Source organism: Herbaspirillum hiltneri N3 (genome assembly GCF_001267925.1).
GTDB lineage: Bacteria > Pseudomonadota > Gammaproteobacteria > Burkholderiales > Burkholderiaceae_D > Herbaspirillum > Herbaspirillum hiltneri.
This window is the reverse complement of the sequence record NZ_CP011409.1, coordinates 2,207,539-2,228,488: the sequence shown is the minus strand read 5'-3', so window position 1 is coordinate 2,228,488 and position 20,950 is coordinate 2,207,539. Positions and strand designations below refer to the sequence as shown.

Below are 20,950 nucleotides of genomic sequence, written 5' to 3'. Positions count from 1 at the left end.
GGGGCTACCCATCACTTTAAAAAGCAATATTTTCCGACACCTGCATTAGAAAAACTTACATCATGTCACTTTCCTTGCCCCCCTTGAAGGCCCTCAAAGTGTTCGAAGCGGCCGCCCGTACGCGCAGCCTGACGATTGCGGCGCACGAGTTACACATCACGCACAGCGCAGTCAGCCAGCAAATAAAATTGCTGGAAGAGCATTTCGGCCAGCCCTTGTTTATCCGTTTGCCGCGTGGCGTGGAAGCAACGGAAGCGGCGCAAGCCTTTTATACCGAAGTGCGCGCCGCGCTCGATCGCATCGCCATGGCGGCGGAGCAGCTGACGCTGACCGGCAAGAACCGCATCGTGCGCCTGATCACTGCGCCGTCGGTGGCGATGCGCTGGCTGATTCCACGGCTGTCGCAGTTCCAGATCGACAATCCGCGCATCGAGGTGCGCGTGACGACCACCGTCTCGGAGCATTTCGAAGACCTCAAGGATCCCTTCGACGTCGTGTTATGGCGCAGTCCGCTGGAGCGCAGCGGCTTTGAATGCGTGCGCTTCCTCGATGACGTGTCGGCGCCGCTGGCCTCGCCGCATTACCTGGAGCTGCACCCGATTAACAAGCCGGCGGACCTGCTGCAGGCGTCGCTGATCCATCTGAGCGTGCGTGCGGACGCCTGGCAGCAGTGGCTGATCAAGGCCGGCGTGCCGGTGAAGAAGAAATTGCCGGGGACGAGTTACGAACACTTTTTCCTGAGCTTGCAGGCGGCGTCGACTGACCTGGGGGTTGCGATGGGATCGCTGGCGCTGGTGGACGACGACTTGTCGCACGGCCGCCTGCGCCAGCTGTTTCCTGAGGTGGTATTGCACGGCCAGGGCTTCCATATGTTGCACCGTACCGGCGAAACCAATGGCAATGCCCTCAAGACTTTCATTACGTGGCTGATGCAGATGGGAGCGGCATCAGCCTACGATCCGGGAAAAATTTACTCCGCCGATTCCATGACGTGAACGGCGCGTGCGGCGATCAGGTCCTTGGACTTGTCGCGGTAGTCGAGCATGTGCGGCTGGGTGAAGTGGAGCTTGAGCGCATCGGCGCTTTCCCATTTTTCGATGAAGGCGAAAGTGTCGGGGCCAAGTTCAGCCTGAGAACCGCCGAAACCCGGCACGTCGATGACCGGACCGTAGTCGATGCAGCCCTGCTCGGCGCGGACGGCGGCCAGATTGGCGCGCACCAGTTTCAGCAGTTCTTCGCGCTTGCCAGGCTTGGCGGTAATGATTGCGACTACGTGGACCATGTTGTCATCTCCGGTTGTTGTGAGGAAAAACGACAAGCATACGCGAAGTTGCGCAGACGTGACGGCGCCCTCCGTCATGCATGGCCGCGCGATCAGTTCAGCTTCATCTGCGCCAGCAACTGCCCGATGTTGTAACGCATCAGCTTCAGATAGGTCGGCGCAGGGCCGTCGGCCTGCGACAGCGCATCCGCATAAAGCTTGCCGCCCAGCGTGACGCCGGCTTCCTTGCTGATCTGTTGAAGCAGTTTGGGACTGCTCATGTTCTCGATGAAGACGGCGCGGATTTTTTCCTTGCGGATCTGGCGGATCAGACCGGCGACTTCCTTCGCGCTCGGTTCGCTTTCGGTCGACACGCCTTGCGGCGCGAGGAAGCGCACCTGGTAATGCGCACCGAAGTATTCGAAGGCGTCATGGGAAGTAATCACCTTGCGTTTGGCCGGCGGGAATTGGGCGAATTGCTGTATGGCCCAGCGGTCCAGCTCGTTGAGCGAGGCAATGTAGGCGTCGCCGTTCTTGCGATACAGCGCGGCGCCGGCCGGATCGAGCTTGCTCAGCGCGGCGACGATGTTTTGCGTGTAGATCACGATGTTGGCGGGGTTCTGCCAGGCATGCGGATCGTTCTTGCCGTGATGATGATCGTGGCCGTCGTGGCTGTCGTGATCATGTTCCTCTTCAACACGATCCCGCACCGCGATGCCCTGGGACGCCACCACGATGTCGCCGCGATAGTTGGCCGACTGCGTCACGCGCTCCATCCAGCCCTCGAAGCCGAGGCCGTTGACCACCACCAGTCTGGCGCGCGCCACCGATTTGATGTGATCCGGCGCCGGCTGGAACACGTGCGCATCCTGGTCGGGTCCGACCAGCGTGGTAACGACAATGCGGTCGCCGCCGATATTGGCGACGATATCCCCAAGGATGCTGAAGCTGGCGACTACCGGCAAGCGGGCATCTGCGGCGGATGCGCCCTGGACAGCCAGCATGGCTGCAATCGAAAGAAAGACTTGGCGAAACAGTTTCACGATGACTCCCGGAAGAATTAAGCGCGCAGATGCGGCCGGCGCAGGATGCGCGGCAACCAGCCGCGCGGGGCGAAGATCAGAGACAGAAAATAGAAGCCGCCGGCGCACACGATGATCACCGGCCCGGACGGCACCGAGGCGTAGTACGACAGCATCAGCCCCGCGTAGCCGGCCAGCGCGGCCTGCACGGCGCTGTTGGCCAATTGCGCCGGCAAGGTGTCATGCCACAACCGCGCCGACACCGCCGGCAGCATCATCAGGCCGACCGCCATCAGCGTACCCAGCGTCTGGAACGAAGCGACCAGGTTCAGCACCACCAGCATCAGGAACAATTGCTGGTACACGGTATTGCGTCCGCCGCCGGCGGCCAGGAAGGACGGGTCGAAACTCTCCAGCAGCAGGCCGCGATACAAACCCGCCATCAGCAGTACGCTCAGGCTGGATACGCCGGCCACCAGCAGCAGGCCCTCGGTATCTACGCCGAGGACGTTGCCGAACAGGATGTGCAGCAGGTCGAGCTGGGTGCCGTGTCCGGAAATCATGATCACGCCCAATGCCAGCGCGACCACGTAGACGGCGGCGAGGCTGGCGTCCTCCTTGAGTTCCGTATGGCGGCTGATCCAGCCCGCCAGCGCCACCACGATCACACCGGCGAGGAAGCCGCCGATGCTCAGCGCCGGCAGCGACAGGCCGAAGAAAATGAAACCGGCCGCCACGCCGGGCAACACCGCGTGGCTCAGCGCCTCGCCAAACAGGCTCATGCGGCGCAGCGTCAGCATCACGCCCAGCGGCGCGCTCGACAGCGCCAGGGCCAGCGTCGCCACCAGCGCGCGGCGCATGAAGGCGAACTCCTGGAACGGCGCAATCGCGAATTGATAGAAATCGTGGAGCAGCATCATCGCGGCGCACTCCCTTCATGGCCGGCATCGTGGACATCGACTGCGCACAGCGGCGCATGCTCGTCGACCGCTTCGGCCATGGAACGCGCGCGGTGCAGGTTTTCGTGGCACAGCACGCCTTCGGTCTCGCCCCAGGCGACCACATTGCGCGCCAGCAGCAGCGATTGCGGGAACGCCTTGCGCACTTGGTCGTAGTCGTGCAGCACCGCGATCACGGTGCGCTGCTCGGCGTGCCAGGACTGGATGATGCGCAGCAAGTCGCCGGCGGTCCGGGTGTCGATGGCGTTGAACGGCTCGTCCAGCAGGATCAGCTCGGCGTCCTGCAGCAGGATGCGCGCGAACAGCACGCGCTGGAACTGCCCCACCGACAAGCTGGAAATGGCGCGCTGCGCGAAGCCGCCGAGGCCGACTGCGGCCAATGCCTCTTCCGCACGCTGCACCATGTCGCGGCTGATGCGGCGAAACAGCCCGGCGCGCGCCCAATAGCCCAGCAGCACGCAATCGAGCACCGAGATCGGAAAGCTGCGGTCGATCTCGGCCTGTTGCGGCAAATAGGCGATGCGCTCAGCCGCCAGATGCGTGACCACGCGGCCGCTATTGCAGCGCACCTGACCCATGATGGTTTTCAGCAGCGTACTCTTGCCGGCGCCGTTGGGACCGACCACGGCGGTCAGCGAACCGCGCGCGAACTCCCCGCTGACATGATGCAAGGCGGGATGGCGGCGGTAGGCGACGGTGAGATTTTCCAGCGAGATGACGGCGGACATGTTCAATCTCCTCCCAGGGCCCACATCACGCCCAGCCACAGCAGCAGGCACACCGGCGCGACCAGCAGCACGCGCTGCCACCACGGCAGCGCAAGCACGCTGGTTTGTTGAATGAAACGGAAGAGCATGGGAACGAGATTTTCTTGTTGGGTTATGGAACAGCTTCTTGCCGGGCAGGCGTCGAAAAATAAGCTGCAACCGAGTTGCATTTCGATGAAAGATCGGAATTATAATGCAACATTGTTGCAAGATGTGACAAAAACCCAAGAAATCGCTCAATCCAGTCAAAATGCAGCCCGGGACAGCTTTCCGCTTTGCGGATCGCCCTGTGCAGCTCACCTGAAGAAAGATCTCGCCCATGTATTCCCACTTCCGCAAGACCCTGCCCCTGGCCGTCGCCGCTGCCCTGCTGTTCTCCGCTGCGCTTGTCCACGCCCACGAAGCACACGTGCACGGCGTCGGCAAGCTCGATGTCGCGCTCGACGGCCAGACGCTGTCGCTGCATCTCGATTCGCCGCTGGTCAACCTGGTCGGCTTCGAACACGCCGCCAACAGCGCGAAGGACAAGCAAGCTGTCCAGGCCATGACCAACACCCTGCGCAACGCCGGCGCCGTGTTCGTCACCAGTCCGTCAGCGGAATGCAAGCTCAATGGAGTCAAATTGGAATCCGCCGCGCTGGACCCGGCATTGCTCGGTGAAGCGGCAGCGGCCAAACCGGCTGCGCAAGCCGACCATGACGGTCACGCCGATCTCGACGCCGATTTCACTTTCCGCTGCGCCCATCCGGAACGGCTGCAGAAAATCGAGGTCCGTCTGTTCGATGCGTTCAAGGGATTCAACAGCATCGACGTGCAACTGGTGACAGGCAAGCGCCAGGGCGCAGCCAAACTGACGCCTGCCGCCAACAGCATTACCGTCCCCTAACATTTTTCAGCCAGCGAACATCACGATATGAGCGACGCCGCCATCGCCTTGCGCGACATCACCTTCACCTGGCCCGGCCAGAAAACGCCGACGCTGGCGCTGGACCGGTTCGAGGTGCAGGCGCGCGAGCAAGTCTTCGTCAGCGGTCCCAGCGGCAGCGGCAAGAGTACGCTGCTGGCGCTGATCGGCGGCATCAGCAGCGCCCAGGCCGGCAGCGTCGCCATCCTCGGGCAAGCGCTGGAGGCGCTGCCGGCGTCGCGGCGCGATCGTTTCCGCGTCGACCATATCGGCTTCATCTTCCAGCAGTTCAATCTGATTCCTTACCTGTCGATTCTCGACAACGTAGTGCTGCCCTGCCGCTTCTCGGCCTTGCGCCGTGAACGTGCGCTTGCGCAGGGCAGCGATTTGCGCACGGCGGCCGAATCGCTGCTGCGCAGCCTCGACCTGACGCCGGACTTGTGGACGCGTGCAGCGACGCAGCTGTCGATCGGCCAGCAACAGCGTGTCGCTGCCGCCCGCGCGCTGATCGGCCGGCCGGAAATCGTGGTCGCCGACGAGCCGACCTCGGCGCTCGACAGCGACCGTCAACAGGCTTTTCTGAACCTGATCCGGCACGAGTGCGAACAAGCCGGCGCCAGCCTGGTGTTCGTCAGCCACGACCAGCGCCTGGCCGAACGCTTCGACCGCCGCATCGCCCTCAACGACATCAACCGCTGCGCGCAGGAGGAACCGGCATGAGCTTCCTGTTCCGCCTGGCCGCGCGCAGCGCCTGGAATCGCCGCTACACGCTGGGCCTGATGCTACTGGCCATCGCGCTGTCGAGCGCCATGCTGCTCGGCATCGAGCGCGTGCGCCATGAAGTGCGCGACAGTTTTTCGCAATCGGTGTCAGGCACCGACCTGGTGGTCGGCGCGCGCACCAGTCCGGTCCAGCTGATGCTGTACGCGATCTTCCGTATCGGCGGCGCCACCAACAACATGGGTTGGGACAGCGCGCAAAAGCTCGCGAAGAATCCCGCCGTCGCCTGGACCATTCCATTGTCGCTGGGCGATTCTCATCGCGGCTTCCCGGTGTTGGCGACCAACGGCGACTATTTCAGGCATTTCCACTACGGCGACGGACAGCCGCTGCAACTCGGCGAAGGCCGCGTCTTCGGCAATGTCTTTGAAACCGTACTCGGCGCGGAGGTAGCGCAACGCCTGCATTACAAGCTGGGCGACCGCATCGTGCTGAGCCACGGCATGGGCAGCCTGCATCTGACCGACCACGCCGACAAGCCGTTCACGGTCACCGGCATCCTGGCGCGCACCGGCACCCCGGTGGACCGCACCGTGCATATCGGCCTTGACGCGATGGAAGCCATCCACCTCGACTGGGAAGGCGGCGCGCCGATGCCGGGCCTGTCGATTGCGCCGGCGCTGGTGAAAAAATTCGACCTCACGCCGAAGACCGTGACCGCCGTGCTGGTCGGCCTGAAAAGCCGCGCTGCAGTCTTCGGCGTGCAGCGCGACATCGCCGACGACAACAGCGAACCGTTGATGGCGGTACTGCCGGGCGTGGCGCTGGATGAATTGTGGCAAGTAGTCGGCATCGGCGAAAACGCCTTGCTGGTGGTATCGGGCATGGTCGTCATCGTCGGGCTGGCCGGGCTGGTGTCAGCGATTCTCGCGAGCCTGGGCGAACGGCGGCGCGAGCTGGCAGTGCTGCGCTCGGTGGGCGCACGGCCGGGCGACGTGTTCTTGCTGCTGGCGCTGGAAGGACTGGCGGTGATGCTGGCCGGCGTGGTGCTGGGCGTGGTCCTGCTGACGCTGGCGCTGTTCGCGCTGGGGCCCTTCCTGAGCGCGCAATTTGGCGTAACATTGCATCCTGCCTTGCCGGCCGCCGGCGAGCTGCAGCTGCTGGGCTGGACCGTCCTCGCCGGCTTCGCCGCCAGCCTGCTGCCGGGCCTGCGCGCCTACAGGCTAAGCCTGGCCGACGGCCTGACTCCCCGACTTTAATTTCGCGGCCTCGTTGCCGCAACTATGACGACTGCAACATCATGAAAAGCATTACCTGGATAGGCGGCATCGTGGCTGCCGGATTGCTGGTCGGTTACTCGGTGCATCTGGCGGCCACGCCGAACGGGCCCAAGGCCGCGCCGGCTGCAGAAGCTGCCGCGCCCGCAGCGACCACCGCTGCAGCAGCCCCGTACTCCGACAACGCCCAATACAAGGTCGGCGACCACCTGCAACAGGCACCCGACCTGCAAAAGACGCCTTACAAGCCCTCCGGCAAAAACGAAGGCGGCTTCCGCGAAATCGCCTGGGAGTCGCTCATGCCGAAAGACTGGGACGCCATGGCGCCGTTCAAGGGCCTGAAGCTGGACAAGATGGAAGACGGCGACCCGCGCGCCATGGAAGCATTGTGGAAAGCCAAGAAGTACTGGAAGAACGCGCCCGTCGATCCGGCCATGAACGGCGCGGCAATCCGCATTCCCGGCTTCGTCGTTTCGTTGGAACGCGAGGGCGAGGCGTTGAAGGAATTCCTGCTGGTGCCGTATTTCGGCGCCTGCATCCACGTACCGCCGCCGCCCGCCAACCAGATCATCCACGTGCACAGCAGCAAGCCGGTCAAGAACACCCGCACCATGGATGCGGTCTGGATCAGCGGCGTGCTGAAGATCGAACGCTCCGACACGATGATGGGCAGCGCCGGCTACAGCATGACCTCGGTCAAGGTGGAACCGTACACCGACGGCGCACCGCAAGGCGGTTGAAACAAGGTTGGGATACTGCGAATTTGCTGTGGATTTGTCGGGAAGTTATCCCCACATTTTGGTAGCAAGCCTGTGGATAAGCACTGGAGAACTTGCTTAAGTCGTTGATAACAAGGGAAATTCCATTCCTGGTCATTCTTGAGCAAGTGGAAGACAAAAACGCACCCCGCGCCGCCGGGCTGGATCACCAGCAGGGAGATTGGCGGCTTCCATGACGTGTGCGTGCAGCCGGGTTACGACGCCACTATCCGGCATTGGCTACTTCAACGGACGCTGCGGCAACTGCGCAGTACAAAATTCTGAGAAAAAAAAACCTGCGATACGTCTGTATCGCAGGTGAATCTAAAGCAAGTTTAGAGGAGACAAACGAGATTCTATCGGCATCGTATGACGGCTTCGTGACACTCTGAAACGGTTTCGCGCATTCCTGAATCTCGCAGCAACCACCATGGGATGATTGTCACTGTCATCAACAAGTCACAAAGCCGGCTTATCCTGTCAACTCTTTCGCGATACATGCAACCGATATGCATGATTGCACGGTGTGCCGGACCAATCGTCCGGTGCACCACTCCCCCTTCTCCCCCACTCCTGCTCCCCTCAAGACGACAACTACAGTTCACTTCCCCAAGTGCTGTACGTACTTCTGTTGCTGCTACTGCTGCTTCCCCCACCCCAAATTCATATGCCTCGCGGCAGCCGTCACCAGGCGCCGGTAATCTGCAAGCGGCTCAGCGCCATCCTGGTGCCTTCGCCTTCGGCGTTCTGCATGACCACGCCGCTGCCCAGTTCCTTCGGCGGCTTCTGGTACCAGTCCATGCACACCTGCGACAGATTGCTCAGCGCCGGCTTGTTCATGAACTGCTGCAACAAATCACGCGTCAGCGCCAGGTTCGGCTCCAGCCTGAAGTCTCCCAGCGCGCTCAATCCCGTCGGCGACGCCGACATGCGCGCCAGATCCTTCTGGAACATTTGGCGCGGCACCGCCATCGGATGGCCCGCGTCTTCCAGCAATTCTTCAAACACCGGCGCCATGAAGTCCAGCGCATAACCGTCGCATTGCACCCAGCAGTGGAACGCGTCGCTGTTGCTGTCGACCTTGTCGCCGTCCAGCGTGCCGAAGGACAAGGCGCCGCTGCCATCTTTGCTGATCAGGTAGAACGCCGCACCGGCGACCGGAAAGGCGTTCTTCTTGTAAAACTTTTTCAATATCTGCGCCGCGGTGACGCTGAAGAAAAAACTCGCGGCCGGGATATTGGCGTCGACACTATCGAGTACCGAGTGAATGACGCGAAAAATACGTTGGTAATCCGCAAGCGGGATGAGGGGGCGAATGTTGGATGATTTCATCCGCGTATTTTCTCATACCGCATGCGGCTCCAGCCGGGTCAGGCCGACTCAGGCAGCATTCTTGCCTGTGGCGTCGGCATCGTTGCTGTGCAGGAAGCATGCGCAGTTGACGTCGTGATGCACCGAGCAGGCGGTCAGTTCGCGCAGGCGATCCGAATTTTCCCGGTCGGCCGAGAGTACGCGCAGGCGCTCGCGGGACAACTTCATTTCACGCTTGTTCCACTCGCAATCGGCGCGAATGAACAGAAACATCAGCAACATGCAGAAACCCAGGTAAGTGACGAACATCAGGGCGATATCGTTCGGCACTGTATCGACGATGAATTGCATATGACCTCCATGAGCTTGATTACGCAGAAGGTCTGTTGTCGCAGGGCTGTCGCCGTGTTGCAAACCGTCTGTCCATGGAGTGCATCATAGACACGCAGGCAGGCACAATCTATCGGGGAATTCCCTATGCCGGCACGGGTGGTGGACAGCGCGATACAAGTGCAAAACAAGCGCAAAACAAGCGCAATAGAAGCGGGAAAGCGAAGAGGAAAAGCAGAGGAAAACAAAGTCGGGAACGCGTGTTCCTGCACAGACGCCGCAGTTGCTGCGCCCTGCGCCCTGCGCTCAGGGCATCAGCACATCAGCGCGATTGCGCGTCGATATCGGCCAGCGATTCACGGCCGCGCTGGGTGATCTCGAACTGCTTGCTGCCTTCCTTGGCGACGATATGCCCCTTGCGGCTGAGGAAGATCGCGACGTCGGCGTCGACCACCGCGTCGGCATCCGCGTTCAGGCCGCGCAAGGCTTCGATGCAGCGATAGATGAACAGCGTCTGCAAACCCTTTTCCGTCAGCGCCAGATGGCCTTCGCGGGTGTATTCGAGCATCTTGATGCCGGTCAGGCGCTTGGTGTTGCGCGCCACGCAGGCGCTCGGGCGGCCGCGATGTTCCTTGCGGCTGATCTGACCGAGGGCGTCAAATTCATCTTTGGTCAAATCATTGCTCATTGCTGCGTTCTCCGGGTGGGCTTGCTGTAGGCGGATATCCGAACGGATGTCCCGGCCGCCATGGTACGCGCGAAACGCCGTTCTGCCCAGACTTGACCGCCGAGTTACCCACAGCGCCTGTGAACAGCCCTGTGGACAAGCTGTGGGGGATCGGCGCAATCCCTTGCTGCGACGGCACCGGCAACAGATTGATTATTTATTGGGCGGCAACGTGAGCGATCGGCGAAAAAAAACCCGCCGGGCGCGGGCCGGGCGGGTTCAATCTCAAAAACTTCTTCCAGGAGGTTATTGAGGAGACAGTGCCACTTTAAAGCCAAAAACCGCGCATGGAAACGATCAATATCCTATTCGCTTATTCCATGGCGGCATAACAAGCTGCCTCCCTGCCATACTCACATCGGCGGCTTGACGCCATCCTTCTCGATCAGGAGACGTCCGGCCTTCCACTCCTCGCCGCTGCGCGACGCCACCGCAAATACCGCCAGGCCCGGTTTCAGGTCCTGTGCAGTGGCCGGCACGAAGGTCACGACCGGCACATCCTTCGGGACCTGAATCTTGATGCTCTTGCCCTGGTAAGTCAGCTCCAGATCGCGTCCGGCATTGCCCGACACCACCGCCGAGACGGTGGCGTTGGTCATGCTGCTGCCCGGCAACAGGTCCCAGTCGTAGTGACCTTCACCGGAACCGCGCGCCTCTTCGGGGAACACCACGACTTCCAGCGCTTCGATGCCGCCGTTGGCGGTCGGCTTGCCGGCCGTACCGATGAAGCTGCCTTGCTTGATCGATGCCAGGTCGAGCGCCTTGACGAAGGAATAGCGTGTGGCGTCGTTCAGCTGCAGTGTCAGCTTCTTCCCTTCGCGCGTCAGTATGTCGACGCTATTGCCGCTGATTGCGGCAACCGTGCCGCGGATCCTGGCGGGCGCCGCATTCTGCGCCTGGACCAACATGGGCAACGCCAGCGCGGCAACTGCAAACAAGGACAACAACCTGGAGCGACTCGACATGACGATTCCTTAGGTGAGAGAAAAAATCAGTCTAGCATCGGACCCGCAATGCTGCCGGCGCGCCACAGACGCGCATTTGTCGCCTGCCCGCCACGCGCCGTGTCCTCGCCCCGCGATTCGTTTTTAAGCCGGGAGCGCTCACCGCACGTTCAACCAGCGACAAATCAGCGAGCAAAATATTTACAAAACAAAAAATGAAGTTATTTGCCAAGGTAGCAGGACGAGTATTGGATTCGACGGCAATAACTATCTCGTAACTCTCGAATTTATTCGATATGAATTGCCTCCCGGATTTGCCAGAATGCAGTCAAGTCACTCGCATCCCTATCGGTTACTGCACCTGAAGCCGCTCCTCTTCAGGCGCCATTGCAAGTCCGTGGACCACGTCCCGGGCCGCCAGGTTTTTCGGGGGAGTGACGAGCTTTCCCGGTGCCGGTTCCCCTGGCACCGGGTTTTTTTATGCCGCGGCAAAAACGTCCCGCCATGAAAAAAGCAGCATCCGACGCGATGTCGAATACTGCTTTCAGCCCTGCATTCCCACTTCTTCGCCGCTTGCCGTCAAGCGCGGCAAAGGCGCGGCAAGACTTATCCCAAACGCCAGTTGGAACGATGCCGATAGCGCGATTTGACGATATGCAACTCGTCGTTCGCCGCCGGTGACGTCCGGCGGAATACATTGCGACCCGCGCTGGTCAGGTTGAAGGCGCCGCCCAGATTGGGAATGCCCAGACCCTTGCTGATCACGCTCTGCACCACGCGACGCGGAATGATGCGGAAGTCGCCCTTGAACACGCTGTACATCCAGCGCAGTTCTTCGCCGGTCAGTTCGACGTCGGGATCGACTTCGGCAACGGCGCGTACGGGTTTCTTCGGGATGCTTCGCTCGCTGATTTTCTCGGCGCGGTCTTCTAGCGTGTATTCGGTATCCAGCTCGATAGTTTTCATGATTTCCTCACGGCAATGAATCGATACTAGCACAAACTCCGGAGAAGTGTGAAAGCCTGAATGCCGCGCCCAGCAAGGGATGCCAAGGCATCAACATGTCTTTTGCACATGTTTTTGCGGACGTAAAAAAAGCCGGCTCAGCCGGCCGGGCGATGCCGCGTGGAAATCATGCGGCCGTTTCTTCGGTCATCGCCTTGCGGGACGTACGCCGGATTGCGACATGCGCTGCTGCACGCTCTTCCGCCGTGAGGTCCAGCATGTCCTGATACACCAACTGTTGCGCCTGCAAGCCGTTCAGATGAGGGAACAGCGCACACTTTTCTTCGACCAGACGCGCGGCTTTCCGACGGTCGCCGTCGCAGACGTCGACGATGAAATCGTAGCGGCGCTGTTCCGGCGTGGCGGCGACGCGGTTGTCGGCGGTGGCAAAGCGATTGAACACATAGGCCAGGCCGCAGAAGGCAACGAAGATCCAGAGAAGGCTGTTCATGACAAACTTTCGCAAGTGGGTGGATGCCTTGCATTGTGATTTTTTGCCGCTCCGGGCGATATAGGAAAACTCTCAAATGCAGCCTGGCCATCGTCATCAGTTACACTGAGGCCTGCGCGCAACAAGGAAAGCGGCCACTAAACGCCCACTTCGCGCTACGAAAACAAGTCATCTTCTGGTAAGATGTCGCATAACCTTCCGACGCGCGATGTATCAGGATCCGCACTTCACGCCACTTTCACGCACCCACTTATAAAAATGGAAGTTACCGAGACCCCCAGCCCGCTGATGCGTCCTCGCAAAAAGACCCAAAGCCTGTCGCAGGAAGTGGTCGGCGCGATTTCCGAAATGATTTCCAACGGCTCGATCAAGCCGGGCGAGAAGCTGCCCACCGAGTCCGAGATCATGCTGACCCAGGGCGTCAGCCGCACCGTGGTGCGCGAAGCGATTTCGCGCCTGCAGGCCGCAGGGCTGGTGGAAACGCGGCATGGCATTGGCACCTTCGTGCTGGAGGCGCAAAAAGCCGGCAACATCAACATCGATCCGGCCACCATCACCACGATGAAGGACTTGCTGGCGCTGCTGGAACTGCGCATCAGCCTGGAAACCGAAACCGCCGGTCTGGCCGCAGCGCGTCGCAGCGAGGCGCAATTGCTGGAAATCCGCCAGGCGCTCGACGCCTTCCACGAGAACCTGAAAAAGGGTGTCGACACGGTCGGCCCCGACTTCCGCTTCCACTTCCAGATCGCCAACGCCACCGGCAACCGCTATTTCATTGAGATCCTGAGCCACCTCGGCGCCGGCGTGATTCCGCGCAAGCGTCTCAACACGGCCGAACTGGCGCGCGATCCGCAGGCCAGCTACCTCGACCGCGTGCAGCGCGAGCATGAAGACATCTACGAAGCCATCGCCCGCCGCGACACCGAAGCCGCGCGCGCCGCCATGCGCAACCATCTGACCAATAGCCGCGAGCGCCTGCGCCGCGCCCAGGAAGCCGCCGAATCGGCTGCCGACGCGCAACAGCAGGAAAAAGCGTCGGACAAGTAGTCATTGGCAAAACAGCAATCAGGTAGCAAGGCACGACCCGGCCGGCAGCAAAAAACTGCTGGCTTTCTTTTAATTCATGTTGTACGATGACTGATATCTTAAGTTCGCATGAATTCAAATGAGCCGAATCCATCCGGTCACTGGACTCATCCCGGCCCGACGGACTGAACAGCCCTGAACGGACACACTGCAGCGCGAAGATACTTTTCTCTCATCACTGGCACCTACCGACACCGACATGTACACACCACAAGACCTGAAACAAATCCTCTCCGCCGGCCTGCTCTCTTTCCCGCTGACCGACTTCGACGAACAGGGCGACTTCCGTCCGAAGAGCTATATCGAGCGCCTGGAATGGCTGGCTCCTTACGGCGCCAGCGCACTGTTCGCGGCAGGCGGCACAGGCGAGTTCTTTTCGCTGGTGCCGGGTGAATATTCCGACATCATCCGTACCGCCGTGGATACCTGCAAAGGCAAGGTGCCGATCATCGCCGGCGCCGGCGGCGCGACCCGCGCCGCCATCGGCTATGCCCAGGAAGCCGAACGCCTCGGCGCGCACGGCATCCTGCTGATGCCGCACTACCTGACCGAAGCCAGCCAGGAAGGCATCGCCGAACACGTTGAAGCCGTCTGCAAATCGGTCAAGTTCGGCGTGATCATCTACAACCGCGGCGTCTGCAAACTCAACGCCGACATGCTGGAACGCCTGGCCGACCGCTGCCCGAACCTGATCGGCTTCAAGGACGGCGTCGGTGAAATCGAATCCATGGTCACCATTCACCGTCGCCTCGGCGACCGCTTCACCTACCTCGGCGGCCTGCCGACCGCGGAAGTCTACGCAGCGGCTTACAAGGCGCTGGGCGTGCCGGTCTACTCGTCGGCCGTGTTCAATTTCATTCCCAAGACCGCGATGGACTTTTACCACGCGATCGCCAGGGAAGACCACGCTACCGTCGGCAAGCTGATCGACGATTTCTTCCTGCCTTACCTGGCCATCCGGAACCGCAAGGCCGGTTACGCAGTCAGTATCGTCAAGGCCGGCGCGCGTGTCGTCGGACACGACGCAGGACCGGTGCGCACCCCGCTGACCGCCTGCACGGAAGCGGAACACGAAGAACTTGCGGCACTGATCAAGCGCCTCGGCCCGCAATAAATGCACCGCAGTTTTTTCACCGATAAGAAGTAATCAAGCCAAAACTGACCGCCGGAAGATTCCCGCGGTCAGTTTTGGCTTCCACATTCAGGAGATCACGATGTCCCAATTTGCGAACTACATCAACGGCGAATGGCTGCAAGGCGCCAGCGTCAACAAGAACATCAACCCATCCGATCTGTCCGACGTCATCGGCGAATACGCACAAGCCGACGCAGCGCAAGCCGACATCGCCATCGCCGCCGCCCACGCCGCTTTCCCCGCCTGGAGCACCGGCAACATCCAGGCGCGCTCGGATGCGCTCGACAAGATCGGCTCGGAAATCCTGGCGCGCAAGGAAGAACTCGGCCGCCTGCTCTCGCGCGAAGAAGGCAAGACCCTGGCCGAAGGCATCGGCGAAGCCGGCCGCGCCGGCAACATCTTCAAGTTCTTCGCCGCCGAAGTGCTGCGCATCCAGGGCCAGAAACTGGCATCGGTGCGCCCTGGCATGGATATCGAAATCACCCGTGAACCGGTCGGCGTGGTCGGCATCATCGCCCCGTGGAATTTCCCGATGGCGATTCCCGCCTGGAAGATCGCGCCGGCGCTCGCCTACGGCAACACCGTCGTCTTCAAACCGGCCGAACTGGTGCCGGGCAGCGCCTGGGCGATTGCCGACATCATCAGCCGCTCGGGCATCCCGGCCGGCGTCTTCAACCTGGTCATGGGCCGCGGTTCGGTAGTCGGCCAGCGCTTCATCGACGACCGCCGCGTCACCGCCCTCACCTTCACCGGCTCGGTCTCGACCGGCAACCGCGTGGCGCAAGGCTGTATCGCGCGCATGGCGAAGTTCCAGCTGGAAATGGGCGGCAAGAATCCGCTGGTGGTCCTCAACGACGCCGACCTCAACGTCGCCGTCACGGCAGCCGTGCAAGGCGCGTTCTTCTCGACCGGCCAACGCTGCACCGCTTCGAGCCGCATCATCGTCGAAAAGGATATCTACCCGCGCTTCATCGAAGCGGCACGCGCGCAACTGGCCGGCCTGAAGATCGGCCACGCGCTGTCGGCAGACACCAACATCGGCCCGGTGGTCGATCAGTCGCAACTGGATCAGAACCTGTCGTACATTGAAATCGGCAAGCAGGAAGGAGCCAGCCTGGTGTCCGGCGGCGAGCGCATCAAGCGCGACACCGACGGCTTCTACATGACGCCGGCGCTGTTCGCCGACTGCAACAACGACATGCGTATTTCGCGTGAAGAAATCTTCGGACCGGTCGCCTCGGTGATCCCCGCCGACAACTACGAACACGCGCTGCAACTGGCCAACGACACCGAGTTCGGTCTGTCGTCGGGCATCTGCACCACGTCGCTGAAGCACGCCACCCACTTCAAGCGCCACGCACAAGCCGGCATGGTGATGGTCAACACGGCGACCGCCGGCGTCGACTATCACGTCCCGTTCGGCGGCCGCAAGGCGTCGAGCTACGGTCCGCGCGAACAAGGCGCGTACGCCGCCGAGTTCTACACCACGGTCAAGACTTCATACACCGCGGCATAACGCGTGCACGGAATGTAGCAAGCTTACCTCCTCAGGTATCCACAGCTGCCGGCAACGGCAGTTTCAGCGCCGGCGCATCAGCTCCGGCGCTTTTTTTTTGCGCGGGCTGCGTCTTTCTGCAACCTACTAATCATAAGGTGTCCGAATATCTATCCAGAGCGTCAATGGCAAGAAAAACATCAGAAATATCCCGATAGCATCCCCGCATTTCGCACACTACTCTTCCCTCTGTTCATTGCCCGGCGGTCACATTTTTGAGGTCGTCTTCCTTGGATATCGCCGTCCCTTACAAATCGCGCCTGCTCTGCCCCATGACCACCTGCAAGCGCACCCAAACCCCGACATAGAGGAGTAGAAAATGAAAATCTCCAATCTCAAAATAGGTGTCCGTCTTGGCTCAGCTTTCGCCTTGGTGGTCGCCCTGCTGATCGGCACCGCCGTCGTCGGCATCCGGCATCTCGACACCAACAACGAAAAAATGGATCGCATCGTCGGCGAACGCTATTCGCTGATCGCCATCAGCAATCAGATCAAGAACAACGGCAACAAAGGCAACGCCATCCTCAGCAACCTGCTGCTGACAAGCTCGCCCGAACGCGCCAAGCAATATATGGACGACTATGCCGCCTTGCGCAAGACCAATGCCGAGGCATATTCCAAGTTCGAAAAGATGCTGAAGAACGACCAAAGCAAATCCCTGTTCAAGCAACAGTTCGAATCGCGCTCGGCCTATGGCGTCACGGTGCGTAAATTCTTCGAACTGATTGCAGAGAACAAGTCGCAGGAAGCACGCGATATCTACCAAGGAGACATGGCTCGTACGCAGGCAGCCTATTACGTACTCGTCGACAAGATGGTCGACTATCAGGCGAAGGAAATGGAAAACGACGTCATCAATGCGGCCGTACAGGCCCGCAATGCGAAGATCCAGATGGCGATCCTGTCGGCTTGCGCAGTGATGCTGTCCATCGTGACCGGGATCTTCATCACCCGCACCATCACGCGGCCGATCAATCGCGCGGTCGACCTGGCGGAGGCAGTCGCCCAGGGCAACCTGACACACCACCTTCAAATCGATAGCAAGGACGAAATCGGCCGCTTGCTCGTCGCACTGAAAATCATGATCGAGAACTTGCACGGCATCGTGAGCAACGTGCGCAAAGGCACCGATACGATCGCCGAAGCTTCGCGCGAGGTCGCCAGCGGCAACATGGATCTGTCCAGCCGGACCGAACAGCAGGCCAGCTCGCTGGAAGAAACCGCCTCTGCGATGGAGCAGCTCACCTCCGCCGTCAGGCAGAACGCCGACAACGCGCGCCAGGCCAACCAGCTCGCGTCCAATGCATCCGCCGTTGCGGTCAAAGGCGGCGACGCCGTCGGCCAGGTGGTCGACACCATGACCGCCATCAACAACTCGTCGCGCAAGATCGTCGACATCATCGGCGTGATCGACGGCATCGCGTTCCAGACCAATATCCTCGCCCTCAACGCCGCCGTCGAGGCAGCCCGCGCCGGCGAGCATGGCCGCGGCTTCGCCGTGGTCGCCAGTGAAGTGCGCAACCTGGCGCAACGCAGCGCCGTCGCCGCGAAAGAAATCAAGACCCTGATCGACCACTCCGTCAATCAGGTCGGCAACGGCAGCAAAATGGTCGAGCAAGCCGGACAAACCATCCAGGACGTCGTCACCAGCATCCGCCACGTCACCGACATCGTTGCGGAAATCAGTTCTTCCAGCCAGGAACAAAGCATCGGCATCGAACAGATCAACCAGGCCATCACGTTGATGGATCAGGTCACGCAGGAAAACGCCGCGCTGGTCGAGCAAAGCGCCGCAGCGGCGCAAGCGCTGCAAGACCAGACCGGCCGGCTGACCGGGATGATGAGCACTTTCACGCTCCAGAGCGACTTGCTGCCGGCGCCCGGTAACGCACGCAGCGGCATGCCCGGTGCGCGCCGTTCAGTCGACATCACTGAAAAGCCATCCCGCCTGAACGGCACCAAGACGCCGGAACTCGCGTTCAGCGCCACGGCATAAAAAGTGCGGGCCGCTCTTCGCGGAGCGGCCCGACATGGAGCAGCGACTTTCACAACAACACCTATCCTATCCTCTCCCCGCCATGTCCAACAATTATCCTGAACATCTCGCGCTGCCGCGCTTGTCCTTCCTCCCGTCCCACGAACCTGCAGCCGATGCCGATGCGCTGTCGTCCTGGCACATCGCGCAGTTCATCCAGGCACACCGTAACGCCGGCCATCGCATGGCCCGCCTCGATCCGCTGACAGCGACGGCTCTGCAATCCGCGCCGGCTTTGCCGGAGCTGACGCCCGAATTCCATGGACTCGATCCCGCCATGCCGCGTCCGCCCGGCAGCACTATTTTTCCTGCGGCAGTCACCGTGCAGCAGCTGGACCGCCAGCTCAAGGCCATCTATTGTGGCGCCATTGCGCTGGATTGCAGCGGCGTCCGCGATGAAGCGCGCCGCGACTGGCTGTTCGCACGGATGGAAAACGCATCCCCCGCCGTACCTGCTGCGCAGCGCCAGTCCATACTGCATCGCCTGATCACGGCGGAGGTATGGGAACGCCACCTCGCCGTCACGGCGCCGCACGCCAAGCGCTTTTCAATGGAAGGCTGCGAAAGCCTGCTGCCGCTGATGGACCTGCTGATCGAGAACGCCGCGCGCCATGGCGTGCAGCAAATGTTCCTCGGACTGCCGCATCGCGGCAGGCTGAACATGCTGGTCAATCTGATGGATATGCCGGTTGAACATATCCTCGCCTGCCTCAATCCCGACGCTCCCGAATCCGTCAGCCAGAACGACCTGCCCTTCCATCTCGGCGGCAGCGCCGTGAAGCAAACCGGACAAGGCGAAGTCGCGCTGTTCCTGGCGCACAATCCGTCGCACCTGCAAAGCGTTTATCCGGTCGTCAGCGGCATGGCGCGCGCCTGGCAGGACGACAATCCCGATCTCGGCTGCGTGCCGGTCATGGTGCACGGCGACGCCGCATTTGCAGGCCAGGGCATCGTCATGGAGACCCTGAACCTGACGCGCACACCTGGCTATACTCTCGGCGGCACCGTCCACATCATCGTCAACAACCAGATCGCGTTCACCACGTCCAATGCCATGGATGTGGCCGGCAATCTCTATTGCACCGACATAGGCCGCCTGGTCGATGCGCCGGTGATCCGCGTCAATGCCGATCATCCCGACGAATTGGTGCGCGCCGCGGCCATCGCTCTCGATTACCGCATGAAATACGGCGCCGATGTCATCATCGACCTGATCGGCTATCGCCGCCTCGGCCATTCCGAACACGACATCCCGGCCCTCACGCATCCGCGTTTGCAGGCTGCCATCACGCGCCATCCTCCGGTCACCGAGCTTTACCACGCCCGGATCGCGGGTGAAACGGCGCATGCAGCAACGGCGGATTCGCTCGACCGTTTGCGCATCGACATGTTGAGGATGGTGCTGACAGGTGTCTTGGCCGGTAAACCCGCCATGCAGATGCTGCCGGCAATCGACGACGATGCCTCCGGCATGTTCTCGCGGCCGCCGTCGATCGAGCGCCTGCAAGCGCTGGCAGCAAGCATCACCACGCCGCCGGACAACTTCCAGGTACACGAGGTCATCGGCAAGCTGATCCGGAAATGGCAAACCGGCGCCGCCGACGCGCAAAATCCGATCGACTGGTGCTTCGCCGAAAACCTCGCCTGCGCCTCGTTGCTCGGTGATGGCGTCGACATCCGCCTGTCCGGCCTGGATGTAGGCCACGGCACCTTCATGCACCGCCATGCCCGCTGGTTTGACCAAAACGACGTCGATGGGCAAGCAGGCGAGGTATTCGTTCCGCTCGATCACATCGGCCCCGGCCAAGGGCGCATCGACATCGTCAACTCCCCCCTGACCGAAGAAGCCGTGCTCGGTTTCGAATACGGCTACAGCGTCCAGGCACAACGTCGGCTGGCCATCTGGGAAGCGCAGTTCGGTGACTTCGTCAACGGCGCCCAGGTCATCGTCGACCAGTACATTGCGTCCGGCGAACACAAATGGGGCTATCGCTCGGGCCTGACCATGCTGCTGCCGCACGGCCAGGAAGGCGCCGGTCCGGAACACTCGACCGCTTATCTGGGGCGCTTCCTGCAACTCTGCGCCGACCGTAACATCCGCGTCGCGTTTCCCTCGACGTCGGCGCAATGGTTCCACCTGCTGCGCCAGCAAGCCGTGACGGCAGATCCAAAACCGCTGGTCGTGATGTCGCCGAAGTCGCAACTGTATGGCAACCCGCGTTCGCATTCGTCGTTGCAGGAATTAAGCGAAGGGGGATTCTTGCCGCTGCTGGCAGATAAGAACGCCGCTGATCCGGCGGCGGTGAATCGCGTCATCCTTTGCAGCGGGAAGTTCTTTTACGACATCGAGGCGGCGCGCAATGACACCCATGACGCATCCACTGCGGTGATCCGGGTCGAGCAGCTCTACCCTTTCCCGCAGGAGGCCCTGGCTGATGCGCTGGCGGCTTTTCCGAATTTATGCGAGGTGGTGTGGACGCAGGAAGAGGACAAGAACCAGGGCGCGTGGCGTTTCGTACGCGACACTCTCGAACACTGCCTGCCGGCAGGAGTCTCCCTGCGCAACGTGTGCCGCATCGCTACCGCGGCCGGCGCGCACTCGTCGATAAGGCGCCACCAGCAAGAGCAGCGCCGGCTGGTGAGCGAAGCACTGGAAAGAAAGCAGAGCTAGCGGAAGAAAGCCGCAGCGACGCTGTCGCTGCG

The 20,950-nt window shown here is 61.4% G+C and carries 21 protein-coding genes; 10 read left to right on the top strand and 11 right to left on the bottom strand.

The features are described from left to right. The first annotated feature begins 62 nt into the window (after positions 1-62). Positions 63-995: a LysR substrate-binding domain-containing protein gene (locus F506_RS10070; RefSeq protein ID WP_053197102.1), complete on the top strand. Its 933-nt coding sequence runs from the start codon at positions 63-65 to the stop codon at positions 993-995. Here the strand turns inward: F506_RS10070 and F506_RS10065 are convergent. The 5 genes from F506_RS10065 to F506_RS23735 form a co-directional block, all read right to left on the bottom strand. Then, positions 971-1,282, bottom strand: coding sequence for a putative quinol monooxygenase (locus tag F506_RS10065; RefSeq protein ID WP_053197101.1), 312 nt, complete (start codon positions 1,280-1,282; stop codon positions 971-973). The genes F506_RS10070 and F506_RS10065 overlap by 25 nt on opposite strands. A 92-nt stretch (positions 1,283-1,374) precedes the next feature. Next, positions 1,375-2,304: a metal ABC transporter substrate-binding protein gene (locus tag F506_RS10060; protein WP_053197099.1), complete on the bottom strand. Its 930-nt coding sequence runs from the start codon at positions 2,302-2,304 to the stop codon at positions 1,375-1,377. A gap of 17 nt (positions 2,305-2,321) precedes the next feature. Then, positions 2,322-3,203 carry a metal ABC transporter permease gene (locus tag F506_RS10055; protein ID WP_053197097.1) on the bottom strand — a complete coding sequence of 294 codons (882 nt, stop codon included), beginning with the start codon at positions 3,201-3,203 and terminating at the stop codon, positions 2,322-2,324. After that, positions 3,200-3,970: a zinc ABC transporter ATP-binding protein AztA gene (gene aztA / locus F506_RS10050; RefSeq protein WP_053197095.1), complete on the bottom strand. Its 771-nt coding sequence runs from the start codon at positions 3,968-3,970 to the stop codon at positions 3,200-3,202. The genes F506_RS10055 and aztA overlap by 4 nt, the downstream gene beginning before the upstream one ends. Positions 3,971-3,972: 2 nt before the next feature. Beyond that, positions 3,973-4,098 carry a hypothetical protein gene (locus F506_RS23735; protein ID WP_268762601.1) on the bottom strand — a complete coding sequence of 42 codons (126 nt, stop codon included), beginning with the start codon at positions 4,096-4,098 and terminating at the stop codon, positions 3,973-3,975. A gap of 230 nt (positions 4,099-4,328) precedes the next feature. Here F506_RS23735 and F506_RS10045 point away from each other — a divergent pair, with 230 nt between their 5' ends. From F506_RS10045 to F506_RS10030, 4 genes are read left to right on the top strand one after another with little or no spacing between them, the layout of a single operon-like run. Continuing rightward, a complete protein-coding gene (locus tag F506_RS10045; RefSeq protein WP_053197093.1) occupies positions 4,329-4,895 on the top strand; it encodes a DUF2796 domain-containing protein in 567 nt (188 codons plus the stop codon). A gap of 27 nt (positions 4,896-4,922) precedes the next feature. Continuing rightward, entirely contained in the window at positions 4,923-5,633 is a 711-nt protein-coding gene (locus F506_RS10040; protein ID WP_053197091.1) for an ABC transporter ATP-binding protein, read from the top strand. Beyond that, positions 5,630-6,892: an ABC transporter permease gene (locus tag F506_RS10035; RefSeq protein ID WP_053197089.1), complete on the top strand. Its 1,263-nt coding sequence runs from the start codon at positions 5,630-5,632 to the stop codon at positions 6,890-6,892. The genes F506_RS10040 and F506_RS10035 overlap by 4 nt, the downstream gene beginning before the upstream one ends. A 41-nt stretch (positions 6,893-6,933) precedes the next feature. Continuing rightward, entirely contained in the window at positions 6,934-7,650 is a 717-nt protein-coding gene (locus tag F506_RS10030; RefSeq protein WP_053197088.1) for a DUF3299 domain-containing protein, read from the top strand. Positions 7,651-8,352: 702 nt separating this feature from the next. Here the strand turns inward: F506_RS10030 and F506_RS10025 are convergent. The 6 genes from F506_RS10025 to F506_RS10000 all read right to left on the bottom strand — a co-directional run bounded on the left by F506_RS10025 (position 8,353) and on the right by F506_RS10000 (position 12,436). Next, positions 8,353-9,000, bottom strand: a complete 648-nt coding sequence (locus F506_RS10025) for a DUF2026 family protein (RefSeq protein ID WP_053197086.1) — start codon at positions 8,998-9,000, stop codon at positions 8,353-8,355. A 48-nt stretch (positions 9,001-9,048) separates the two neighbouring features. Then, a complete protein-coding gene (locus F506_RS10020) occupies positions 9,049-9,330 on the bottom strand; it encodes a hypothetical protein (protein ID WP_053197084.1) in 282 nt (93 codons plus the stop codon). Positions 9,331-9,631: 301 nt separating this feature from the next. Continuing rightward, a complete protein-coding gene (locus tag F506_RS10015; RefSeq protein ID WP_053197082.1) occupies positions 9,632-9,997 on the bottom strand; it encodes a hypothetical protein in 366 nt (121 codons plus the stop codon). Between the two features lie 392 nt (positions 9,998-10,389). After that, positions 10,390-11,001 carry a hypothetical protein gene (locus tag F506_RS10010; protein WP_053197080.1) on the bottom strand — a complete coding sequence of 204 codons (612 nt, stop codon included), beginning with the start codon at positions 10,999-11,001 and terminating at the stop codon, positions 10,390-10,392. 585 nt (positions 11,002-11,586) lie between these two features. Continuing rightward, on the bottom strand, positions 11,587-11,946 hold the full coding sequence (locus F506_RS23640) for a hypothetical protein (protein ID WP_235471467.1): 360 nt from the start codon (positions 11,944-11,946) through the stop codon (positions 11,587-11,589). A 166-nt stretch (positions 11,947-12,112) separates the two neighbouring features. Continuing rightward, entirely contained in the window at positions 12,113-12,436 is a 324-nt protein-coding gene (locus F506_RS10000) for a hypothetical protein (RefSeq protein ID WP_053197078.1), read from the bottom strand. A gap of 258 nt (positions 12,437-12,694) precedes the next feature. Here F506_RS10000 and F506_RS09995 point away from each other — a divergent pair, with 258 nt between their 5' ends. From F506_RS09995 to F506_RS09975, 5 genes are all read left to right on the top strand, one after another. Then, the gene (locus F506_RS09995; RefSeq protein WP_053197076.1) at positions 12,695-13,483 is read left to right on the top strand and encodes a FadR/GntR family transcriptional regulator; all 789 of its coding nucleotides are present in this window, start codon (positions 12,695-12,697) and stop codon (positions 13,481-13,483) included. Positions 13,484-13,721: 238 nt separating this feature from the next. Then, complete coding sequence (kdgD, locus tag F506_RS09990) at positions 13,722-14,636, top strand: 5-dehydro-4-deoxyglucarate dehydratase (protein ID WP_053197074.1); 915 nt, start codon at positions 13,722-13,724, stop codon at positions 14,634-14,636. Positions 14,637-14,736: 100 nt separating this feature from the next. Beyond that, positions 14,737-16,173 (top strand): aldehyde dehydrogenase family protein, encoded by a 1,437-nt coding sequence (locus tag F506_RS09985; protein WP_053197072.1) that lies wholly within the window; start codon positions 14,737-14,739, stop codon positions 16,171-16,173. 358 nt (positions 16,174-16,531) lie between these two features. After that, complete coding sequence (locus tag F506_RS09980; RefSeq protein ID WP_053197069.1) at positions 16,532-18,208, top strand: methyl-accepting chemotaxis protein; 1,677 nt, start codon at positions 16,532-16,534, stop codon at positions 18,206-18,208. Positions 18,209-18,290: 82 nt separating this feature from the next. Beyond that, positions 18,291-20,918 (top strand): 2-oxoglutarate dehydrogenase E1 component, encoded by a 2,628-nt coding sequence (locus F506_RS09975; protein WP_053197067.1) that lies wholly within the window; start codon positions 18,291-18,293, stop codon positions 20,916-20,918. Positions 20,919-20,950 lie beyond the last annotated feature (32 nt).